The sequence below is a fragment of the Kitasatospora sp. NPDC054768 genome (genome assembly GCF_053612025.1).
In genome coordinates, this window is record NZ_JBSHBN010000164.1 from 1 (window position 1) to 20,857 (window position 20,857).

The window sequence follows — 20,857 nt, forward strand, 5'->3', positions numbered from 1 at the left end:
GATCATCAACCACCGCCGGCGCCGTCGCGGGCGTCCGGCCCCGTCGGGAGGGGTGTCGGTCGGCGGATCGTCCTGTGCGGGGCCGTTCGCCGGGGGAGTGCCGGTCGGGGGGTGCGCGGTGTCGTCCTCGGCCATGGCAGCGATCCCTACCCGCCGGGCCCGCGCCGGGCGTTAGCCGAGGCGCAGTGTCACCCGTTCGGATTCCGTCCGCTTCTCCCACTGCCCGGCGTCCAGCGCCTGCGAATTGCGGCACAGCACCACCGAGGCACCGGCCGCCAGCGGCGCCAGCAAACCGGCCTCCAGACCGGCCCAGTCGTCGTACGCGAGGGTGGACAGGACGCGGTCACCGGGCTTCAGGCCGAGCCGCGCCGCGCCCTCCCGGGCCAGCGCCACGGTCTGCTCGCCCGTCAGCTTCAGCGGCAGCCCGTCCACCGCGGTCTCCAGCGCCTGCCCGTCCGGGGCGACGGGGGAGTACGGCGCGAAGCGGTCGCCCTGGCCGGGCACCTCGGCGGCGTAGTCCAGGAACCCTTCCGGACGCTGCGGGAAGCGGCCGCCGAGCGGGCGCAGGGCGAGCGCGACCCGCTCGCCCTCGCAGGCCTGGGCGGCCTCCAGCCCGTCCGGGCCGCTGACCACCAGGTCGGCGGCGGCCGGGTCACCGCTCGGGACCGCCGCCACCCCGACCGACCAGCAGGCCAGCAGCCAGACGGCGCTCTGCCAGTGGGCGGGCAGCAGCAGCGCCGCCCGGTCACCGGGGCCGGCGTTCAGCTCGTCCTGGAGGAGGTTGGCGGTCTTGGCGACCCAGTTGTCGAAGGTGCGGGCGGAGAGCTCCACCCGTTCGCCGGTGGCGTCGTCGTAGAAGGTGACCAGCGGGGCCGCGGGATCGACCGAAGGGGTGCCGCCGCGCAGGAATGCGTGCAGCAGCTCGACGGGGGTGCGGGCATCGGCAGCGAAAGGCGCAGTCATGGTGCGCCCCAGCCTACGGCCTTCGGGTGGGAGGCCGGGAGGGGCGGCCGAACGGGCGCGGAGCGGCGTGGCGGGCGGTCCGGTTTGCGGCGACGATCCGGTTTATGCGCCTCTCACTCCCGGCCGCCCTGCTCGCCGGATGCACCGCCGCCCTCCTGCTCCAACCCGCCGCCACCGCGACCCCCTCGCCGACGCCGCAGCGCCGCGAGTTCACCGGCGGCGGCTCGACCACCACCCTCCCGCTGCCCGCCGGGACCGGCCTCGCCGCGCGCGGCACCCGACCGTTCGAACTCCTCGGCCTGGGCTGGGACGGCCCGGCGGACGCCCTCGCCGGGGCGGTGGTCCGGGTCCGCACCCGGGACGCTGCCACCGGCCGCTGGAGTGCCTGGCACCGGCTGGAGGCCGGTCCCGACCACCCGGCGCACGGCGCCACCGCCCCGCTCTGGACCGGCCGCAGCGACGGCGTCGCGGTGGAGGTCCGGCCCGGGCCCGCCGGAGTCCCGGCCGGGCTGCGGCTCGACCTGGTCGACCCGGGGAACGGGGCCGCCCCGGCGGGCGTACGGACCCTGCCCGCGGAGCCGCCGACCGGGCCGTCGACGGACCCGCCGACGGCCTCGCCGACTGACCCGCCGACGGCCTCGCCGACGGACCCGCCCGCCAACCCGCCGACGGACCCGCCGACCGGGCCTCCCGTGAATCCGCCGACGGCCTCGCCGACGGATCCGCCGACCGGGCCTCCCGCCAACCCGCCGACGGACCCGCCCGCCAACCCGCCGACGGATCCGCCGACCGGGCCTCCCGTGAATCCGCCGACGGACCCGACAACCGGGTCACCGACGGAGTCGCCCGCGGACCCGCCGACGGGGCCGTCCACCGAGCCGGGGCCCAAGGGTCAGGCTCCGCGCCCGACGATCGTCACCCGGGCCGGCTGGGGGGCCGACGAGTCACTGCGCGAGCGGGACTTCGTGTACACCGGCCCGGTCCGCGAGGTCTTCGTCCACCACACCGACACCGCCACGGACTACGCCTGCGCCGACGCCCCCCGGGTGATCCGGGCGATCTACCAGTACCACGTGAAGACCAACGGCTGGCGGGACATCGGCTACAACTTCCTGGTCGACCGCTGCGGCACCGTCTACGAGGGCCGGGCGGGCGGGGTCGAGCGGCCCGTCCAGGGCGCCCACACCCTCGGCTTCAACGCCGACTCCTCCGGCATCGCCGCGCTCGGCACCTACGTCGACGGCCGGCCGCCCCAGCCGCTCGTCGACGGCCTCGCCGCGCTCGCCGCCTGGAAGCTCGGCCTCGAAGCCCAACCCGCCGACGGCCGTACCAAGCTCACCTCCTCCTCGGGCGCCAGCCGCTACCCCAGGGGCAGCGTCGTCGAGTTCGACGCCGTCTCCGGACACCGTGACGCCGTCGCCACCGAGTGCCCGGGCAACGCCCTCTACGCCCTGCTCCCCGCCCTGCGCACCGCGGCCGCCCTCCTCCAGACCCGCTGACCCCTCGCCGCGTCCGGCCGGTGCCGCCCCGGGCCCGTCCGACCCCGCGCGTATCGTTCATGTCCGGAGGCGACGCGGGAGGCGACAGCGGTGGAAGCGGTACGGCGCTGGCGCCCGGGCTTCCCGCTGGACGTGGCCCGCACCCTGCTCCCGCTGCGCCGGGGCCCCGCCGATCCGGCGTACCGCAGCACCGGTGACGGCGCCGTCTGGCGCGCCTCCCGCACCCCGGCCGGCATCGGCACCCTGCGGGTGCTGCCGCGTCCGGCCGCCGGCGAGGTCGAGGCGAGCGCCTGGGGCCCGGGCGCGGACTGGCTCCTCGACCGCCTCCCCACCCTGCTCGGCGCCGACGACGCCCCGGAGGCGCTGGTCCTGCCGCCCGGCCCGCTGCGGGACGCCCAGCGCCGTACCGCCGGGGTCCGGCTGGCCAGGACCGGTCTGGTGCTGGAGTCGCTGGTCCCGGCGATCCTGGAGCAGAAGGTCACCACCGACGAGGCCTACCGCGCCTGGCGCACCCTGCTGCGGGACTTCGGCACCCCGGCGCCGGGCCCGGCCGAGGGCATGCGGGTGGCACCGTCGGCCCGCGAGTGGGCGCTGGTGCCGAGCTGGGAGTGGCACCGGGCGGGCGTGGACCCGAAGCGCTCGGCGACGATCATGCGCGCGGTCCGGTTGGCGCCGCGGCTGGAGGAGGCCTCGGCGATGGGCCACGAGGAGGCCTTCGCCCGCCTCACCGCCGTCCCGGGCATCGGGGTCTGGACGGCCGCCGAGACCCTGCAGCGCAGCAACGGCGATCCGGACGCGGTCTCGGTCGGGGACTTCCACCTGCCCGATCTGGTCGGCTGGGCCCTGGCCGGCCGCCCCCGCAGCGACGACGCCCAGATGCTGGCGCTGCTGGAGCCCTACCGTCCCCAGCGCCACCGCGTCTGCCGCCTGCTGCTGGCCACCGGCGTCCACGCCCCCCGCTACGGCCCGCGCCTGACCCCCAACGACCACCGCCGCCGCTGACCCGGAAACCCCTCATGGTGTACACGTTCATGTGTACGCTTGAGTCATGACCGACGCGCTGAACATCCGGGAACTGCGGGCACGCCTTGCGGAGGTGGTCACCCAGGCCGAGGCCGGCGAGATCACCGTGATCACGCGCAAGGGCGAGCGCGTCGGAGCGGTCGTGCCGATCGAGATTCTCGACGCCATAGAGGATGCGGCGGATGAACTCGCCGCGCGTGAGGCGCGGAAGCACCTGGACGATCCGACCGTCACCATGGCCGAGCTGCTGGCGGACTTGTTCGGATCGCCTGCGGACTCCGCCGGGAGCGCTGTGTGAAGTACGCCTTCGGCTTCACCTCGCATGCCCGGCGCCAGCTGCGCGGGATCGGTCGGCTTGAGGTGATGCGTATCCTCACCGCCCTCACCGAGCTGGGGGACGACCCGTTCGTCGACGGACCCGACGTCAAGAAGCTGGCCGGCAACGATGACCTCTACCGGCTCAGGGTCGGTGATTTCCGGGTGATCTATCAGGTGCGCGGCGACGTGTTGGTGATCCTCGTCGTTCACGTCGGCAATCGCCGGGACGTCTACCGCGGTCTCTGAGCATCCCTACCGCACCGCGATGAAGGTGTCGGCGCCGCGCTCCGGGCGGGCCTTCGGCGGCTCGGCGGGGCGGCCGACGGCGACGGCGCCCATCGGGTCCCAGTCGTCCGGGAGGTCCAGCGCCTCGCGCACGGTGTCGCGGCAGAACATGGTGGACGAGACCCAGGCGGAGCCGTAGCCCTCGCCGGTGAGCGCGACCAGCAGGTTCTGCACGGCGGCGCCGACGGCGACGGTGAACATCTCCCGTTCGGCGGTGGCCCGGCGCGGGTCGGGGTAGTCGTGCGAGCCGTCCGTCACCAGGCAGGGCACCACCAGGTAGGGGGCGTCGCGCAGGACGTTGCCGCGGGCGGTGCGCCGGGCGATCCTCGCCTCGTCCCAGCCGTCGAGTTCGCGCAGGTCGCGCTGCCAGGCGGCGAGCATCGCGTCGAGCAGCCGCACCCGGGTGTCCGCCGACTCCAGCAGCACGAACCGCCACGGCGTGGTGTGGTGCGGGGCGGGCGCGGTGACGGCGGCGGCGACGGCGCGGCGGACGGCCGCCGGGTCGACCGGTTCCGCGGTGAAGGAGCGGACGGTGCGCCGCAGGGTGACGGCCTGCCGCAGCGCCTCGGAGGTGCCGAGCCGGAACATGTCGTCGACGGAGGGCCGGACCAGCGGCCGGACGCCCTCGCCGTCCTCGGCGGTGACGAGGTGCCCGAGTCCGCGCACGACCGCCACCGGGACGCCGGTGGCCTTGCCCTTCACCAGGTCGGCGGCGGCGGCGAGTTCGTCGGCCGTCGCGGTGACGGTCATCTCCAGCCGGTTGCCGTGGCTGTCGGTGCGGCCCCGGTGGTCCTCCAGGACGGAGAGGCCCGCGGCGCCGATCGCGACGTCGGTCAGCCCGTTGCGCCAGGGCCGTCCGAAGGTGTCGGTGACGACGACGGCGAGCCGGCGGCCGGTGAGCTGCTGGAGCCGGGCCCGCAGCGCCCGCGCGGAGGCGTCCGGGTCCTCGGGCAGCAGCAGTACGGTGCCGGGGGCGGTGTTGGAGGCGTCGACCCCGGCGGCGGCCATGATGAAGCCGTTGCGGTTCTCCACGATCCGGATCGGTCCGCGCCGGGCGACCAGTCGGACGGTCTCGGCGTCGATCGCGTCCTCGCGGTCGGTGGCGTGCAGCAGCCGGTCCTCGGCCTTGCTGACGATCTTCGAGGTGACCAGCAGGATGTCGCCGTCCTGGTACGTCCCCGCCTTGGCGATGAGCTCGCCCAGGTCCGCCCCCGCCTCGATCTCGGGGATGCCGCCGACTCCGAGGACCTCCAGCGTCACTTCCGCACCTGCTCCGCCAGCGCCAGCGCGGTGCGCGCCATCTCGGCGGTGGCCTCGGTGTCGGTCATCAGCAGCGGGACGGCCCGGCAGGCGATCCCGGCGGCCTCGACGGCGGCCACCGAGGCCTCGTCGGCGCTGTCGACCAGCCACCCGTCGAGAAGGCCCGCCCCTCGCCCGTCGCCGCTCTCGCCCGGGCCGCTTGGCAGCGCCGCCCTGCTGCCGTAGTTCAGCGCGACCGCCTCTGCGGTGGCCTCGACGCCGACGGCGGCGAGCACCTTGTCGGCCATGCCGCGCACCGGCGCCCCGCCGATGATCGGGGAGAGCCCGACGACGGGCGCGGGCGCGGCGGCGACCGCCTCCCGGATGCCGGGGACGGCGAGGATGGTGCCGATCGAGACCACCGGGTTGGACGGCGGGAAGAGGATGACGTCCGCCCCGGCGATCGCCTCCAGCACGCCGGGCGCGGGCTTGGCGGTGTCCGCGCCGACCGCGACGACCGCCTCGGCGTCCACCGCGGCGTGCAGCTTGACCCAGTACTCCTGGAAGTGGATCGCCCGGGTGCCCTGCTCGTCGGTGATCCGCACGTGGGTCTCGACCCGGTCGTCGCTCATCGGCAGCAGCCGCACGCCCGGCTTCCAGCGCACGCACAGCGCCTCGGTGACCTGGGTGAGGCTGTACCCGGCGGTGAGCATCTGGCTGCGCACGAGGTGGGTGGCGAAGTCCCGGTCGCCGAGCCCGAACCACTCGGGGCCGACGCCGTACGCCTTCATCTCGGCCTTGATGGACCAGGTCTCGTCGGTCCGGCCCCAGCCCTGTTCCTCGTGGATGCCGCCGCCGAGGGTGTACATCACGGTGTCGAGGTCGGGGCAGACCTTGAGGCCGTAGAGGTGGATGTCGTCGCCGGTGTTGCCGATGACGGTGATCTCGTCCTGCGGTCCGACCGCCGCGCGGAGTCCGCGCAGGAAGCGCGCCCCGCCGATTCCGCCTGCCAGTGCCACGATGCGCATGGGACTCATCCTGCCACGGTCGGACCCTCCGTCAGCCCGGGATCAGTGCGACCCGGCCTGTGCCTGCTGCTCGGGGTGCTGCTCGGGGACGGCGGCGGCGCCGTACTGGTTCATCTCGGTCAGGCCCGGGGTGTAGAGGTGGATGGAGACGGCGGGTTCGAGCGTGCCGTTGACGACCTCGTGCAGGTAGCCGGAGGAGAACACGCGCTGCCCGCCGGGCCGCAGGGCGCGGGCGCCCTCGCCCGCGTGCGTGAGGGAGCGCTCGATCAGCTCGCCCTTGACGACGCTCATCACGCCGGAGGACTCGCCGTGGTCGTGGAAGCCGCTGGACTGGCCGGGCAGCCAGCTGAGCAGCCAGACCTCGTAGCCGGGGCCGGTCTCCAGCCGGGCGTACCAGCGGGTCAGCGCGTCGTAGCGGACGAGCGGCTCCCAACGGGTGCGGTCGGCGGCGATCTCGCGCACCAGCCGGGCGTACCCGGCGACGGTGGTGGGGTGGGCCGGCAGGTCGGTGCGGGCCAGGTGCGGGAAGGCGAGCGGGTCGCCGGCGATGGAGACGTCGCTGAGGCCGTCGGCCCACTGGCGGGTCCGGGGGCCGGCGGGGGTGCCGGCGGGGGCGGTGGCGGGGCCGCGGTGGGCGAGCTTGTTGCGGTCGCGGTTCCGCTTGCGGATGCGGATCATGCGCACGGGAGTCGTCCTCGGAGGAGTCGGCCGGTTCGTGGGATCGGCCGGATCCGGATGTCCTGGGACGGGAATCGCGGGCGGCCTCTGTGCTTCCTGGGGGCGGCGCGCGGTGGGACGCGGGCGCCTAGATACAGCAGGAACAGAGGCGACAACAAGAGTTCACGGCACGGCGGAGGGTGGAACCGCTCCGGGGGCTGGCGAACTCTGACATAGAAGCAAGGACACCGCATCCGCGAGGGCGGTGTCAAACCAAAGGATGCGGCATTCGAGGGGGTTAGGTCCGGATCTTTCCCTGATGGGGTGATTCATCACTCTCTATGTTTCGATGGGAAGATCGCCGGGAAGGCAGCCCGATGACCGGCCTGTGGCGGTGACCGGGCGTCACCTGCTGAATGGTTGCGGATGGTTCGGCACTGTTCAGGACCTTGAGGCAGAAGGTCCGATGTGTCCGGATATGTACACTATTCGTAACGGCTTGGTGCCAGGGAGTGAATCCCGGCCCCAATACCAGAGCTCGGCTTGACTGGGCCAGAGTGACGCAACTGTAATTTCACTCGTGTCGTCGGCCGCACGAGGCAACGGCAACCACGGGGACGCCAAGTAGGGGCAGAGGAGGCGCGCCACATGAGCGAGCTCTTTGAGCTGTTGATCGGGGACGGCATCGCGGAGGACGAGGAGGAACTCGGCTGGCAGGAGCGCGCGTTGTGCGCCCAGACCGACCCCGAGTCCTTCTTTCCCGAGAAGGGCGGCTCGACCCGCGAGGCCAAGAAGGTCTGCCTCGCCTGCGAGGTCCGCTCCGAGTGCCTGGAGTACGCGCTCGCCAATGACGAGCGCTTCGGCATCTGGGGCGGTCTCTCCGAGCGCGAGCGCCGCCGGCTCAAGAAGAGCGCGGTCTGACGGGCGGCCCCGACCCTCGCTGACCCTTCGACAGCGACGGACAGCCGCACAGCCGTACGGGCGCCTCACCGCGATGGTGGGGCGCTTTCGTGTTCCCGGGGCCCCCTTCACGGTCTCCGCACGCACACCCCGGACGAAGCGGCCACCCGGAGCCGTTAGTGTGGTGCGCCATCCGGTTGCCGTTCACCGGCTGTGTCCACCGAGAACTGGGGCCCGCGCACGCGATGACCGTCTACAGCCACCAGAGCGGCTCCACCGCTTCCCGGCCGCCCGCCTACCCGCGCCACCTGGTCACCGCCGTGATCGTCTCGCACGACGGCGCCCGCTGGCTGCCGCAGGCCATGGCCGGCCTGCTCGGTCAGGACCGCCAGGTCCAGCGGATCCTCGCCGTCGACACCGGATCCACCGACAACTCTCCGCAACTGCTCGCCGACACCCTCGCCGACTGGCTGCCGGACAGCGGCCCGCTGGTCCTCGGCCGCCGGGCCGGCTTCGGCACCGCCGTCGCCGAGGCCGTGTCGAGCAGCGCGCCCCTGCGACCGGAAGACCTGCCGTACCGGCTCGACCCGTCCGGCTACGACCCGGTCACCGGCGGCTGGGACGACTTCGGCGACCCGCTCGCCCAGGAGGACGACCTCGGCCGCGGCGGCCCCCGCGAGACCCGGCCGGTCGAATGGCTCTGGCTGCTGCACGACGACTGCGAACCGCAGACCGACGCGCTGCGCCGGCTGCTCCAGGTCGCCGACTCCACCTCCAGCGCCGCCGTGGTCGGCCCCAAGCTGCGCAGCTGGTACGACCGCCGCCAGCTGCTGGAGGTCGGCGTCACCATCGCCCACTCCGGCCGCCGCTGGACCGGCCTGGACCGCCGCGAGCAGGACCAGGGCCAGCACGACCAGGTCCGCCCGGTGCTCGCCGTCTCCAGCGCGGGCATGCTGGTGCGCCGGGACGTCTTCGAGGAGCTCGGCGGCTTCGACAGGGCCCTCCCGCTGATGCGGGACGACACCGACTTCTGCTGGCGGGTCAACGCCGCCGGCCACCGCGTGGTGGTCGCCCCCGACGCCGTGCTGCGGCACGCCGAGGCGTCCTCCCGCGAGCGCCGCGCGATCGACTGCGGCCCCTCCCACCCGCACCGGGTGGACAAGGCCGGCGCGGTCTACACCCTGCTCACCAACTGCAAGGGCGCGCTCTTCCCCTACGTCCTGCTGCGGCTGGTGCTCGGCACCCTGCTGCGGGCCGTCACCAACCTGCTCGGCAAGGACCCGCGCCAGGCCTTCGACGAACTCGCCGGCCTCGGCCACGAACTCGTCCGCTTCCCACGGCTGTTGGCCGCGCGCAAGCGCCGTGCCCGGTCCCGGGCGGCGGACGCCCTGGACGACCGCACGCTCTTCCCGGCCCCCGGCGCCACCACCCGGCTGGCGGTCGAGGGCGTCGTCGGCTCGCTCGGGATAGGGGGCGGCGACGACAGCGGCCGGCACGGCTCGGCCGAGGCCGGCGGCGACGAGGACGCCGAGGACCTGGTCGTCGAGCAGTTCGCGCTGCTCAAGAAGCTCGCCCGGCGCCCGGCGCCGGTGCTGTTCGCGGCCGTGCTGGTGTTCGCCCTGATCGCCTGCCGCGGCCTGTTCGGCAGCGGTGAGCTGTTCGGCGGCGCCCTGCTGCCCGCGGCCGACGGGGCCGGCGGCCTCTGGTCGATGTACGCGGACGCCTGGCACCCGGTCGGCACCGGCTCCACCGCCGCCGCGCCGCCGTACCTTGGCGTGCTGGCCGTGCTCTCCTGGCTGCTCTTCGACCACGCCGACCTCGCGCTCACCCTGATCGTGGTGCTCGCCGTCCCGCTGGCCGCGGTCAGCGCCTACCTGGTGTCCCGGCCGCTGCTGGACTCCAAGGTGGTCCGCGCCTGGGCCAGCGCCACCTACGCGCTGCTGCCCGCCGCGACCGGCGCGCTCGCCCAGGGCCGGATCGGCACCGCCGTGCTCGCCGTGCTGCTGCCGCCGCTGGCCCGCGCCGCCGCCATCGCGGCCGGCCTCGGCATCCGGGACGAGAGCGCCGCCAAGGGCGCCCGCCCGGGCTGGCGCCCGGTCTGGATGGCCGTCCTGCTGCTCACCCTGGCCACCGCCTTCGTCCCGCTGACCTGGGCGCTCGCGGTGCCGCTCTGCCTGGCGATGCTGGTCGTCGCGGTGCTGCGCGGCGGCGCCTTCGGCTCCGGTGGCGCGGCGCTGCGCCTGCTCGGCCTGCGCGTCCTGGTGATCCTGTCGGTGCCCGTCGTGGTGCTGGCGCCGTGGTCGCTCGCGGTGCTGTCGCACCCGCAGCGGCTGCTGCTGGAGGCCGGGCTGCCCGGCCTGCACGGCAGCGGCGCGAGCGCGGCCGGCCTGCTGCTGGTCAACCCGGGCGGCGCCGGGGTGCCGCCGATCTGGCTCTCGGCGGGTGTCGTGCTCGCCGCGCTGGCCGCGCTGCTGCGCGCCGACCGCCGCCGCGCGGTCCTCGTCGCCTGGGGTGCGGCCGGTGCCGGCCTGGTCTTCTCGGTCGCGGTGGCGGGCACCTCCGTCACCCCGGCCTCCGGCGGCCCGGCGGTGCCCGCCTGGGCCGGTCCGGCCACCCTGATCGCCGGCATCGCCCTGCTGGCCGCCGCCGCGATCGGCGCCGACGGCGCCAACGCCCGCGTGGCCGGGATCGCCTTCGGCTGGCGCCAGCCGGTGGCCGCCCTGGTGGTGGCCACGGCCGTGCTGGCGCCGCTGGGCACCGGCCTGTGGTGGGCGCTGACCGGCGCCGGCGGCCCGCTGCACCGCGGCCAGGCCGACCAGGTCCCCGCGTTCATCGCCGAGGAGGCCGGCACCACCGACCGGGCCCGCACCCTGGTCGTCACCGGGGAGAAGAGCGGCGGCGCGGTCCGCTACACCGTGCTGCGCGGCGCCGGGCTGACGCTCGGCCAAGCCGAGTCCACCGTCGACCCGGCGACCGGCACCCAGGACGGCCTGAACAAGATGGTCGGCAGCCTGCTGGCCGGGTCCGGTGCCGACCAGGCGAGCGCGCTGGCCGGTTACGGCATCGCCTACGTGCTGGTCCAGCAGCCGGTGATCGACGTCTTCAAGGACGTTCTGGACACCACCCCCGGCCTGGTCAAGGCCAACCAGGACGGCGCCGCCGCGCTCTGGCAGGTCAACGGCACCCCCGCGGTCCGCGCGGTGATCACCGCCCCGGGCGCCAACCCGGTGGTCGTCCCGTCCGGGGCCCGCGACCTGTCCGCCACCGTCCCGGCCGGTCCGGACGGCCGGGTGCTGCGGCTCGCCGAGTCCGCCGCCACGGAGTGGAAGGCCACCGTGGACGGCACCGCGCTGGAGCCCACCACGGTCGACGGCTGGGCGCAGGGCTTCAAGCTCCCGGCCGCCGGCGGCAAGCTGACCGTCACCCGGGAGGGCGGAGCCGCCCACACCGGCTGGATCTGGGCCCAGGTGCTGCTCGGCCTCACCATCCTCGTGCTGGCCCTGCCCGGCCGCCGCAGCCACAAGGACGACGACCTGCCCGAGGAGGCCGTCGCCGCCGCCGCGCTGGCCGCCGCCGCCCAGGCGCAGGCCCCCGCCCCCGGCAGCCGCCGGGCCCGCCGGATGGCCGAGCGCGGCGAGGGCGGCGAGGGCGCGGACGGCGCCGAGGGCGGTGCCGACGAGTCCGGGGTGTACGACCGGCCGGGCGCGATCCCGGCGCGGCCCGCCGGCGAGCCGGTGACCGGAGCCGTCCAGGCGGCCGCCGCCATCCAGGACGCCGAGCAGTACACCGACCCGTACCAGGCGTACCAGCAGGCCGACCCGTACAGCTACGACCAGTACGCGGCCCAGCAGCCGGTCGCCGCGCCGTACGGCGGCCAGGGCTACGACGCCCACGGCTACGAGAACCACGGGTACGACGGCACCCGGCCGCAGGGCTACGAGCAGCCGTACCAGCCCGAACAGCAGCAGCCGTACGGCTACGACGCCCACGGGTACGACGGCCACCAGCAGCGGCCGGAGCAGCAGCCCTGGCTGCCGGGCCAGCAGCAGGGCGAGCCCTACTACGACCCGAACGACCCCAACGGCCCCGGCCGGTACCCGCACCAGCACGGATCGGGGAGCTGACCCGCGATGAAGAAGCCCGCATTCAGGAAGAAGTCCGGCGCCGGCGAGGCCGCCGGGCCGGCCGGGCCCGCCTTCGCGGCGGAGCCGTCCGGGGCGGCCCCGGACGCCCGACCCGGCCGCAGCCGCAGCCCGTTCGCCGGGGGGGCCGCAGGGGCCGGCGGCGGGGCCAGGACCACCCCGTCCCTGCTCGCCGCGGCCGTGGTGCTCGCGGCGGTGTTCGGGATCGCCGAGGTGCGCCCGCCGGCCGCCCCGGCCAAGGCGGCCACCGGAGCCGCCCCCACCACCGAGCAGGTCGAGCGGACCTCGGTGGTCTGCCCGCAGCCGATCCAGAGCCTGACCGGCTCGACCACGCTCACCGCCTACACCCCGCCCGGGACGGGCTCCGCCACCGGCGGGGCCGGCTGGCTCTCCGACGCGGCCGCGCCGGCCGTGCCCGCCGCCCAGCCGACCGCCCCCCCGGCGACCCCGGCGGCCCCCGCCGCCCCGGCCCCGACCGGCTCGGGCGCCCCCGCCGCCCCGGCCCAGGACAAGAACGCGGCGCCCGCCGACGCCCGGCTGACGGTGCCCAAGCCCGGAACCCCGGCCACCGGCCCGGCCGCCAACGGCGACGCCGCGCCCGGCACCGGGGCGGTCGCCACCGGCGCCCTCGCCCCCGGCTTCACCGTCACCCAGACCACGGTGGTCACCGAGCAGCGCGGCCTCGGCCTGTCCGGCCTCACCTGCGCCCCGGCCGGGACCGGCTTCTGGTTCGCCGGGGCCAGCACCGCCGGCGACCGGGTCGACTACGTCAGCCTGGTCAACACCGAGTCCTCCGCCGCGGTGGTGGACATCAAGCTGTACGGCGACAAGGGCCTGATCGACAACGACTCGGCCAACGGGATCACCGTCGCGCCCGGCAGCTCCCAGGCCGTCCTGCTGTCGACCATCAGCAAGGGCGCGGTCGCCGACCTCGCGGTGCACGTGGTGGTGCGCTCGGGACGGGTCGGCGCCGCGCTGCACGCCGCCGACGGCGGCAAGGGCGCGGACTGGATCCCGGCCTCGGCCGACCCGGCCCCCGTCCAGGTGCTGCCCGGCCTGCCCGCCGACACCGCCTCCGCCCGCCTGGTGGTCTGGGCGCCGCCGGAGGACGACGCCGACCTGAAGATCCAGCTGTCCGGCAAGAACGGCTGGTTCAGCCCGGCCGGCAACGAGTCGATCCACGTCAAGGCGGGCATGGTGGCCGCCGTCGACCTCGGCAAGGTCACCCGCGACGAGGTCGCCGGGCTGCGGCTGTCGCCCAGCGACGACAAGCACCGCCCCCCGATCGTGGCCGGACTGCGGATCGACCGGGCGGCGGCCGGCGGCAAGACCGACGCGGCCTGGCTCACCGGCAGCAACCCGGTCGGAGCCCGCGCCACCGTCGCCGACAACCGGGCCGGCGCCTCCACGCTCTACCTGACCTCCAGCGGCGAGGCCGCCACCGTCCGGGTCACCGCCTCGGCCGGCAGCGGCGGCGGCACCCCGGCCACCAAGGAGGTCCAGGTCCCGGCCGGCGGCACGGTCGCCCTCCCGGCGCCCGAGCCCGCCGGGCTGAACGGCGTCTTCGCGCTCACCGCGGAGACCGTCTCCGGCGGCCCGGTGGTGGCCGCCCGGATGCTCTCCCTGCCGGCCAAGGACGTGCCGATGTTCACCGTCCAGGTGCTGCGCGACGACCGCAGCACCGTCAAGGTCCCGCAGGCCGGCCAGGATCCGGGCGTCGTCCTGCGCTGAGCAGCCGACGGGGCGGCACCCTTGGTGCCGCCCCGGAGGGATCAGTCCTCGTCGTAGCGCGGGTCGATGGCGTCCGGGGACAGCCCCAGCAGCTCGGCGACCTGCTCGATCAGGATCTCGTGCACCAGCGCCGCGCGGTCCTCCCGGGTCTTCGCCCGGATCTCCACCGGCCGCCGGTACACCACGATCTGGCTCTTGTGCCCCTGCTTGCCGGGCGACACCCGCCCCAGCGGCACGCCGTCCTCGGCGTCGGCGCCGTCCGGCTCGTGCAGCGGCACCTCCTGGACGGCGAACTCCACCTCGATCAACTGCGGCCAACGCCGTTCGAGGCGCTCCACCGACTCGCGCACGTAGTCGTCGAACAGTTCGGAGCGGGTGAGCGAGATCGGCACCTGGGGCGGCGCCAGCGGGCCGCGCAGGCCCCGCCCGTGCCGGTCGCGGTGCCGGGGGCGGCGCGCCGGGCCTGTCGATGACTGCGGTGCGGAGCTGTCCATATCACTGCCGAGGGTAGTCCTTGGACGGTCGGAAGTGGACCACTCCGGCCGGGAATCGCACGGGGCGTTGGATACGCGGCCCCGGCGCCCGCGGTGCGACACGGCACCCCTTCCGGGCAGGCGGTCTTCGCTCCCCGGCGAGGAGTGCGGTACCGTCCACCCTCGTGAGCTCTGTACGTCGTTGTTCGCGGACCGCGTGCGGCCGGCCGGCCGTCGCGACGCTGACGTACGTCTACGCGGACTCCACCGCCGTCCTCGGCCCGCTCGCCACCTACGCCGAGCCGCACTGCTACGACCTGTGCGCCGAGCACGCCGAGCGCCTCACCGCCCCGCGCGGCTGGGAGGTCGTCCGGCTCGCCGCCGAGGCCGGGCCGCTGCGCCGCAGCAGCGACGACCTGGAGGCGCTGGCCAACGCCGTGCGCGAGGCCGCCCGCCCGCAGACCCCCCGTCAGGGCCGCGGCCCCGAGGGCGAGTCCACCGAGGGCGGCCGCCGCGGCCACCTCCGGGTCCTGCGCTCGCCCGACAACTGAGGACCGGGGTCCGCCGGGCGGATCGCGCCTGATCGGGACCAACCCGGCACGGGGTGTTCGTCCGGCCCGGGTACGCTGCCCGTCTACCGTCACCGCGCCCGTCGATCCGACGCGCGGTGGCCCAGACGTTCCGTGATCAGTCCTAAGACCAGGGTGGAGCCGCAGTGCGCGACCTCAAGCAGCTCGTGAAGGCGTACGACGTCCGGGGCGTCGTCCCGGACCAGTGGGACGAGAGCCTGTCCCGGGCCTTCGGTGCCGCGTTCGTGCAGGTCACCGGCGCGTCCGCGATCGTGGTCGGGCACGACATGCGGCCCTCCTCCCCGGCGCTGAGCCTGGCCTTCGCCGAGGGCGCCGCGGCCTACGGCGCCGACGTGGTGCAGATCGGGCTGTGCTCCACCGACCAGCTGTACTACGCCAGCGGCAAGCTGGACCTGCCCGGCGCGATGTTCACCGCCAGCCACAACCCGGCCCAGTACAACGGCATCAAGCTGTGCCGGGCCGGCGCCGCCCCGGTCGGCCAGGACACCGGTCTGACCGAGATCCGCGAGCTGGTCGAGTCCTGGACCGCCGAGGACGACACCGTCACCGTCCCGGCCAAGGACGTGAAGCCGGGCGAGCTGTCCGCCCAGGACACCCTGCGCGGCTACGCCGACCACCTGCTGGGCCTGGTCGACCTCACCGGGATCCGCCGGCTCAAGGTCGCGGTGGACGCCGGCAACGGCATGGGCGGCCACACCGTGCCGACCGTCTTCGACGGCCTGCCGATCGAGCTCGTGCCGATGTACTTCGAGCTGGACGGCACCTTCCCGAACCACGAGGCCAACCCGCTCGACCCGAAGAACCTGGTCGACCTCCAGGCCAGGGTCCGCGAGGTCGGCGCCGACCTGGGCCTGGCCTTCGACGGCGACGCCGACCGCTGCTTCGTCGTGGACGAGCGCGGCGAGCCGGTCTCCCCGTCGGCGATCACCGCCCTGGTCGCCGTCCGCGAGATCGCCCGCGCCCGCGCCGCCGGCGAGGCCGAGCCGACGGTCATCCACAACCTGATCACCTCCTGGACCGTCCCCGAGGTGGTCCGCGAGCTCGGCGCCAAGCCGGTGCGCACCCGGGTCGGCCACTCCTTCATCAAGCAGGAGATGGCCGAGACCGACGCCGTCTTCGGCGGCGAGCACTCCGCGCACTACTACTTCCGCGACTTCTGGCGCGCCGACACCGGCATGCTGGCCGCCCTGCACGTGCTGGCCGCGCTCGGCGGGCAGCCGGGCGCGCTGTCCGCGCTCACCGCCGAGTACGACCGCTACGCGGCCTCCGGCGAGATCAACAGCACCGTGGCCGACCAGGCCGCCAGCACGGCCGCCGTCCGCGCCGCCTTCGCCGGCGCCGAGGGCACCACGGTGGACGAGCTGGACGGCCTGACCGTGGCCGGCCCGGACTGGTGGTTCAACCTGCGCGCCTCCAACACCGAGCCGCTGCTGCGCCTGAACGTCGAGGCCAAGGACCCGGCGAAGATGGCCGAGCTGCGCGACGGCGTGCTCGCCGTCGTCCGCGGCTGAGCCTGATCACGGGCCCCGGTGCCCCGGCCGGTAGGGTTTCCTATCGGCCGGGGCACCTCCGTGCCACCCCCGAACTTTGGAGAGCCCCATGAAGCTCGAATCCTTCCTGCTGGAGATCCTGGTCTGCCCGCAGTGCCGGGCCGCGCTCGTCGAGGGCGGCACCGAGGAGCAGCCCGAGCTGGTCTGCACCGGCGCGGACTGCGGCCTCGCGTACCCGGTCCGCGAGGGCATTCCGGTCCTCCTGGTGGACGAGGCCCGCCGCCCGGCCTGATGCTGGGGGCGTTGCCCGGGGCGAAAGCCCCACCCCGACCGCCCGGCGCGCAGCGGAGCGCGCGCCCAGAGGACCGCAGCCGGAGGTTCGCCGCATGCTCGACGACACCCTGCTCGACGATCCGGCCGCCCTTCGGCGCGCCGACCACGACCGCGCCCTGCTGGCCCTGGCCGGCGCGGGCGCACGGGTCCGCACCGCGCTGCGCCGGGCCGAGGCGGCCGGGCTCGACCGGCTGCGGCCGGACGGCCGGCCGCGGTCCGTCCTGGTCGCCGGGCACGGCAGCGCGCTGACCGCCGCCGAGATGCTGTCCGCGCTGGCCGGCACGGCCTCCCTGGTCACCCCGCTGCCGCCGACCGAGGCGGCCGCCCCGCGCGCCGACCGGGCCGGCGCCCCGCCCGCCTTCACCGCCGGGCTCGGCTGGCAGCTGCCCGGCTGGGCCGGCCCGCTGGACCTGCTGGTGATCAGCTCCGCCGACGGCGGCGAGCAGGGCCTGGTCGGCCTCGCCGAGCAGGCGTACGCGCGCGGCTGCGCGATCGTCGTCACCGCCCCGGCCGGCAGCGCGCTGGCCGAGGCCGCGCTGCAGGTGCGCGCCCTGCCGCTGCCCTTCGTGGCCTCGGCGTCCTCCGAGGACCTCGCGCCGGTGCCGGCCGCCGAGCCGGACCTGCCGGCCGAGGACCCGGCGGCGCTCTGGTCCCACCTCACCCCGCTGCTGGCGCTGGCCCAGAAGATCGGCCTCACCCAGCTCCCGTACGACGCGCTGCCGGCCGTCGCCGACCTGCTGGACGCCACCGCCGTGCGCTGCCGCCCGGACGCCGCCGCGTACACCAACCCGGCGAAGGGCCTGGCCGCCCGGCTGGCCGGGACGGTCCCGCTGCTGTGGGCCGAGGGCCCGATCGCGGGGGCGGCCGCCACCCGGTTCGCCGCCCAGCTGGCCGACCGGGCCGGGCGCCCGGCGCTGGCCGGGCCGCTGCCGCAGGTGCTCACCGCCCACCGCGGCATGTTCACCGGGCAGTTGGGCGCGGGTGCCGACCTGGACGACTTCTTCCGTGACCGGGTCGAGGAGCAGGACCCGTTGCACCTTCAGGTGCTGCTGCTGCGGCACGCCCCGGGCGCGGCCGTCCCGGCGGCCGAGGACGGGCAGGACGGCCCGGCCGAGGTGCCGGAGGAGGACGCGGGGCCGCGCAGCTTCGGCGTGACCCGGGCGCACCGGCTGGCCGCCGCGCACGACGTCCGGCTGACCGAGTACGCGAGCGCCCGGCCCGACCCGCTGCACGCGCTGGCCGACCTGGTCGCGCTGACCGACTTCGCCGCCGTCTACCTGGGGCTCGCCGCGCAGTCCTGAGACGGTCGGCCGGGTGGAACCTCCGGGCCGGTACGGTAAGCGCTCGACGAGCTGATCGACCCGTGAGGACTTTCGAGGCATGAGTACCGAAGGCGGCACCAAGGCACTGATCGCGGCACTGTCCGCGAACCTGGCGATCGCGGCGGCCAAGTTCACCGCCTTCGGCTTCACCGGTTCCTCCTCGATGCTGGCCGAGGGCGTGCACTCGGTGGCCGACTCCGGCAACCAGGTGCTGCTGCTGATCGGCGGAAAGCGGGCGCGCCGGGAGGCCGACGAGGAGCATCCCTTCGGGTACGGCCGCGAGCGCTACGTGTACGGCTTCCTGGTGGCCGTCGTGCTGTTCAGCGTCGGTGGCCTGTTCGCGATCTACGAGGGCTGGCACAAGATCAGCCACCCGGAGACCCTGGACGCCTGGGGCTGGGCGGTCGGCGTGCTGGTCTTCGCCATAGGGATGGAGGGCTGGTCCTTCCTCACCGCGATGCGGGAGTCCGCCAAGGCCAAGGGCCGGCAGGGCTGGGTGCAGTTCATCCGCACCGCCAAGGCGCCGGAGCTGCCGGTGGTGCTGCTGGAGGACACCGGTGCGCTGATCGGTCTGGTGCTCGCGCTGTTCGGCGTCGGGCTCACCGTGATCACCGGCAACGGCGTCTGGGACGGCGTCGGCACCCTGTGCATCGGCGTCCTGCTGGTGGTGATCGCCGTGGTGCTCGCCATGGAGACCAAGTCGCTGCTGCTCGGCGAGTCGGCGAACAAGGACTCGGTGTACCGGATCCGGGAGGCGCTGGTGGACGGCGAGACGGTCACCGGGGTGATCCACATGCGCACCCTGCACCTCGGCCCGGAGGAGCTGCTGGTCGCCGCCAAGATCGCCGTCAACGCCGAGGACAGCGCCGCCCGGGTGGCGGAGGCGATCGACGCGGCCGAGGAGCGGGTCCGCGCGGTCGTCCCGATCGCCCGGGCGATCTACCTGGAGCCCGACGTGTACAGCGCCGAGAAGGCCGCGGCGGGCGACGACCCCGCCGCCACGCCCGGTGGTCCGGGCCCGGCCGACGCGCACTGAACCCCACCCCGGCCCCGCGGCCGGGGCCCCTGGGGCCCGGCTGGAGCGCCGCTCGGCCCGGGGGCCGAAATCGGTCATCGGCGGACGGCCGGCGGGGCCGTCGGTGTAGATTCGTCACCAGAGCCAGAACGTCGCTGCTGATGGCGGTCGATCGGCGGTCCGCACCCGTAGGGTGTGCGCCGGTCGAGGGAGAGAGGTCCTCCGACGGTTTGTGCTGCGCAACGGGAAGCCGGTCCACCACGGACCCGGCCGTTCCGGCGTGGCCGTGCACCCGTACGGCCTGACGCACGCGACGCACGCCCGGACCTTTGGCCCCACCCCCATCAGCGAGGAGCAGACGCATGTCGACCGACATCACCGGTGATTTCAAGGTCGCCGACCTTTCCCTGGCGCCGTTCGGCCGCAAGGAGATCCAGCTGGCCGAGCACGAGATGCCCGGTCTGATGGCGATCCGCGCCGAGTACGCCGAGTCGCAGCCGCTGGCCGGCGCCCGCATCACCGGCTCGCTGCACATGACCGTGCAGACCGCCGTCCTGATCGAGACCCTGACGGCGCTCGGTGCCGAGGTCCGCTGGTGCTCCTGCAACATCTTCTCCACCCAGGACCACGCGGCCGCGGCCATCGCCGTCGGCCCGGAGGGCACCCCGGAGAACCCGCAGGGCGTGCCGGTCTTCGCCTGGAAGGGCGAGACCCTGGACGAGTACTGGTGGTGCACCGAGCAGGCCCTGACCTGGCCTGACGGCAAGACCCCGAACATGATCCTGGACGACGGCGGCGACGCCACCCTGCTGATCCACAAGGGCGTCGAGTTCGAGAAGGCCGGTGCCGCGCCGGACCCGTCCACCGCGGACAACGACGAGTTCCGGATCATCCTGGAGCTGCTCAACCGCACTCTCAAGGACACCCCGAACAAGTGGACCGAGGTCGCCGCCACGATCAAGGGCGTGACCGAGGAGACCACCACCGGTGTCCACCGGCTGTACGAGATGCACCGTGACGGCAAGCTGCTGTTCCCGGCCATCAACGTCAACGACGCCGTCACCAAGTCGAAGTTCGACAACAAGTACGGCTGCCGCCACTCGCTGATCGACGGCATCAACCGCGCCACCGACGTCCTGATCGGCGGCAAGGTCGCCGTCGTCTGCGGCTACGGCGACGTCGGCAAGGGCTGCGCCGAGTCGCTGCGCGGCCAGGGCGCCCGCGTGATCATCACCGAGATCGACCCGATCTGCGCGCTCCAGGCCGCGATGGACGGCTACCAGGTCACCACCCTGGAGGACGTCGTCTCGATCGCGGACATCTTCATCACCACCACGGGCAACAAGGACATCATCCTTGCCTCGCACATGGAGCAGATGAAGCACCAGGCGATCGTCGGCAACATCGGCCACTTCGACAACGAGATCGACATCGCGGGCCTGGCGAAGCTGCCCGGCATCGTGAAGACCGAGGTCAAGCCGCAGGTCCACGAGTGGCGCTTCGCCGACGGCCACACCATCATCATGCTGTCCGAGGGCCGTCTGCTGAACCTGGGCAACGCGACCGGCCACCCGTCCTTCGTGATGTCCAACTCCTTCGCCAACCAGACGATCGCCCAGATCGAGCTGTTCACGAAGACCGAGCAGTACCCGATCGGCGTCTACGTGCTGCCGAAGCACCTGGACGAGAAGGTCGCCCGCCTGCACCTCGACGCGCTGGGCGTGAAGCTGACCACCCTGACCCAGGACCAGGCCGACTACATCGGCGTCCCGGTCGACGGCCCGTACAAGGCCGAGCAGTACCGCTACTGATCGGTGAACCGTCCGGCGGCCGGCGCCCTCCCCTCGGG

Annotated in this window: 18 protein-coding genes; 13 read left to right on the top strand and 5 right to left on the bottom strand. The window is 74.6% G+C overall.

Annotated elements, in window-relative coordinates:
- Nucleotides 1-171: 171 nt before the first annotated feature.
- Nucleotides 172-963 carry a TIGR03089 family protein gene (locus ACWGKU_RS33785; RefSeq protein ID WP_401043776.1) on the bottom strand — a complete coding sequence of 264 codons (792 nt, stop codon included), beginning with the start codon at nucleotides 961-963 and terminating at the stop codon, nucleotides 172-174.
- 104 nt (nucleotides 964-1,067) lie between these two features.
- Between ACWGKU_RS33785 and ACWGKU_RS33790 the strand changes: the two genes are divergently transcribed.
- The 4 genes from ACWGKU_RS33790 (at nucleotide 1,068) to ACWGKU_RS33805 (ending at nucleotide 4,049) form a co-directional block, all read left to right on the top strand.
- A complete protein-coding gene (locus ACWGKU_RS33790) occupies nucleotides 1,068-2,462 on the top strand; it encodes an N-acetylmuramoyl-L-alanine amidase (protein WP_452191681.1) in 1,395 nt (464 codons plus the stop codon).
- 90 nt (nucleotides 2,463-2,552) lie between these two features.
- Nucleotides 2,553-3,464, top strand: coding sequence for a DNA-3-methyladenine glycosylase family protein (locus ACWGKU_RS33795; RefSeq protein ID WP_359910096.1), 912 nt, complete (start codon nucleotides 2,553-2,555; stop codon nucleotides 3,462-3,464).
- A gap of 46 nt (nucleotides 3,465-3,510) precedes the next feature.
- The gene (locus ACWGKU_RS33800) at nucleotides 3,511-3,783 is read left to right on the top strand and encodes a type II toxin-antitoxin system Phd/YefM family antitoxin (RefSeq protein ID WP_452179142.1); all 273 of its coding nucleotides are present in this window, start codon (nucleotides 3,511-3,513) and stop codon (nucleotides 3,781-3,783) included.
- Nucleotides 3,780-4,049, top strand: a complete 270-nt coding sequence (locus ACWGKU_RS33805; RefSeq protein WP_401043764.1) for a type II toxin-antitoxin system RelE family toxin — start codon at nucleotides 3,780-3,782, stop codon at nucleotides 4,047-4,049. The genes ACWGKU_RS33800 and ACWGKU_RS33805 overlap by 4 nt, the downstream gene beginning before the upstream one ends.
- 6 nt (nucleotides 4,050-4,055) lie before the next feature.
- On the opposite strand, the gene ACWGKU_RS33810 is transcribed toward ACWGKU_RS33805, so the two are convergent.
- From ACWGKU_RS33810 to ACWGKU_RS33820, 3 genes are read right to left on the bottom strand one after another with little or no spacing between them, the layout of a single operon-like run.
- Nucleotides 4,056-5,348, bottom strand: coding sequence for a coenzyme F420-0:L-glutamate ligase (locus ACWGKU_RS33810; protein WP_452179141.1), 1,293 nt, complete (start codon nucleotides 5,346-5,348; stop codon nucleotides 4,056-4,058).
- A complete protein-coding gene (gene cofD, locus ACWGKU_RS33815) occupies nucleotides 5,345-6,355 on the bottom strand; it encodes a 2-phospho-L-lactate transferase (RefSeq protein WP_452179140.1) in 1,011 nt (336 codons plus the stop codon). Before cofD ends, ACWGKU_RS33810 begins: the two co-directional genes overlap by 4 nt.
- A 42-nt stretch (nucleotides 6,356-6,397) precedes the next feature.
- Nucleotides 6,398-7,039: a cysteine dioxygenase gene (locus ACWGKU_RS33820; protein WP_452179139.1), complete on the bottom strand. Its 642-nt coding sequence runs from the start codon at nucleotides 7,037-7,039 to the stop codon at nucleotides 6,398-6,400.
- Nucleotides 7,040-7,660: 621 nt separating this feature from the next.
- Between ACWGKU_RS33820 and ACWGKU_RS33825 the strand changes: the two genes are divergently transcribed.
- The 3 genes from ACWGKU_RS33825 (at nucleotide 7,661) to ACWGKU_RS33835 (ending at nucleotide 13,785) form a co-directional block, all read left to right on the top strand.
- A complete protein-coding gene (locus ACWGKU_RS33825; RefSeq protein WP_030062195.1) occupies nucleotides 7,661-7,933 on the top strand; it encodes a WhiB family transcriptional regulator in 273 nt (90 codons plus the stop codon).
- Nucleotides 7,934-8,157: 224 nt separating this feature from the next.
- On the top strand, nucleotides 8,158-12,036 hold the full coding sequence (locus ACWGKU_RS33830) for a glycosyltransferase family 2 protein (protein WP_452179138.1): 3,879 nt from the start codon (nucleotides 8,158-8,160) through the stop codon (nucleotides 12,034-12,036).
- A gap of 6 nt (nucleotides 12,037-12,042) precedes the next feature.
- A complete protein-coding gene (locus tag ACWGKU_RS33835; RefSeq protein ID WP_452179137.1) occupies nucleotides 12,043-13,785 on the top strand; it encodes a DUF5719 family protein in 1,743 nt (580 codons plus the stop codon).
- A gap of 41 nt (nucleotides 13,786-13,826) precedes the next feature.
- On the opposite strand, the gene ACWGKU_RS33840 is transcribed toward ACWGKU_RS33835, so the two are convergent.
- A complete protein-coding gene (locus ACWGKU_RS33840; RefSeq protein WP_359910079.1) occupies nucleotides 13,827-14,279 on the bottom strand; it encodes a metallopeptidase family protein in 453 nt (150 codons plus the stop codon).
- Between the two features lie 164 nt (nucleotides 14,280-14,443).
- Here ACWGKU_RS33840 and ACWGKU_RS33845 point away from each other — a divergent pair, with 164 nt between their 5' ends.
- From ACWGKU_RS33845 to ahcY, 6 genes are all read left to right on the top strand, one after another.
- Nucleotides 14,444-14,809 carry a DUF3499 domain-containing protein gene (locus ACWGKU_RS33845; RefSeq protein WP_030289946.1) on the top strand — a complete coding sequence of 122 codons (366 nt, stop codon included), beginning with the start codon at nucleotides 14,444-14,446 and terminating at the stop codon, nucleotides 14,807-14,809.
- Between the two features lie 164 nt (nucleotides 14,810-14,973).
- The gene (locus ACWGKU_RS33850) at nucleotides 14,974-16,359 is read left to right on the top strand and encodes a phosphomannomutase/phosphoglucomutase (RefSeq protein WP_401050572.1); all 1,386 of its coding nucleotides are present in this window, start codon (nucleotides 14,974-14,976) and stop codon (nucleotides 16,357-16,359) included.
- 88 nt (nucleotides 16,360-16,447) lie between these two features.
- On the top strand, nucleotides 16,448-16,630 hold the full coding sequence (locus ACWGKU_RS33855) for a Trm112 family protein (RefSeq protein ID WP_049659271.1): 183 nt from the start codon (nucleotides 16,448-16,450) through the stop codon (nucleotides 16,628-16,630).
- Between the two features lie 94 nt (nucleotides 16,631-16,724).
- Nucleotides 16,725-17,972, top strand: coding sequence for an SIS domain-containing protein (locus ACWGKU_RS33860; protein WP_452179136.1), 1,248 nt, complete (start codon nucleotides 16,725-16,727; stop codon nucleotides 17,970-17,972).
- Between the two features lie 79 nt (nucleotides 17,973-18,051).
- Complete coding sequence (locus ACWGKU_RS33865) at nucleotides 18,052-19,029, top strand: cation diffusion facilitator family transporter (protein ID WP_401050568.1); 978 nt, start codon at nucleotides 18,052-18,054, stop codon at nucleotides 19,027-19,029.
- Between the two features lie 341 nt (nucleotides 19,030-19,370).
- Nucleotides 19,371-20,819, top strand: coding sequence for an adenosylhomocysteinase (ahcY, locus tag ACWGKU_RS33870; RefSeq protein WP_359910063.1), 1,449 nt, complete (start codon nucleotides 19,371-19,373; stop codon nucleotides 20,817-20,819).
- The last annotated feature ends 38 nt before the right edge of the window (nucleotides 20,820-20,857 follow it).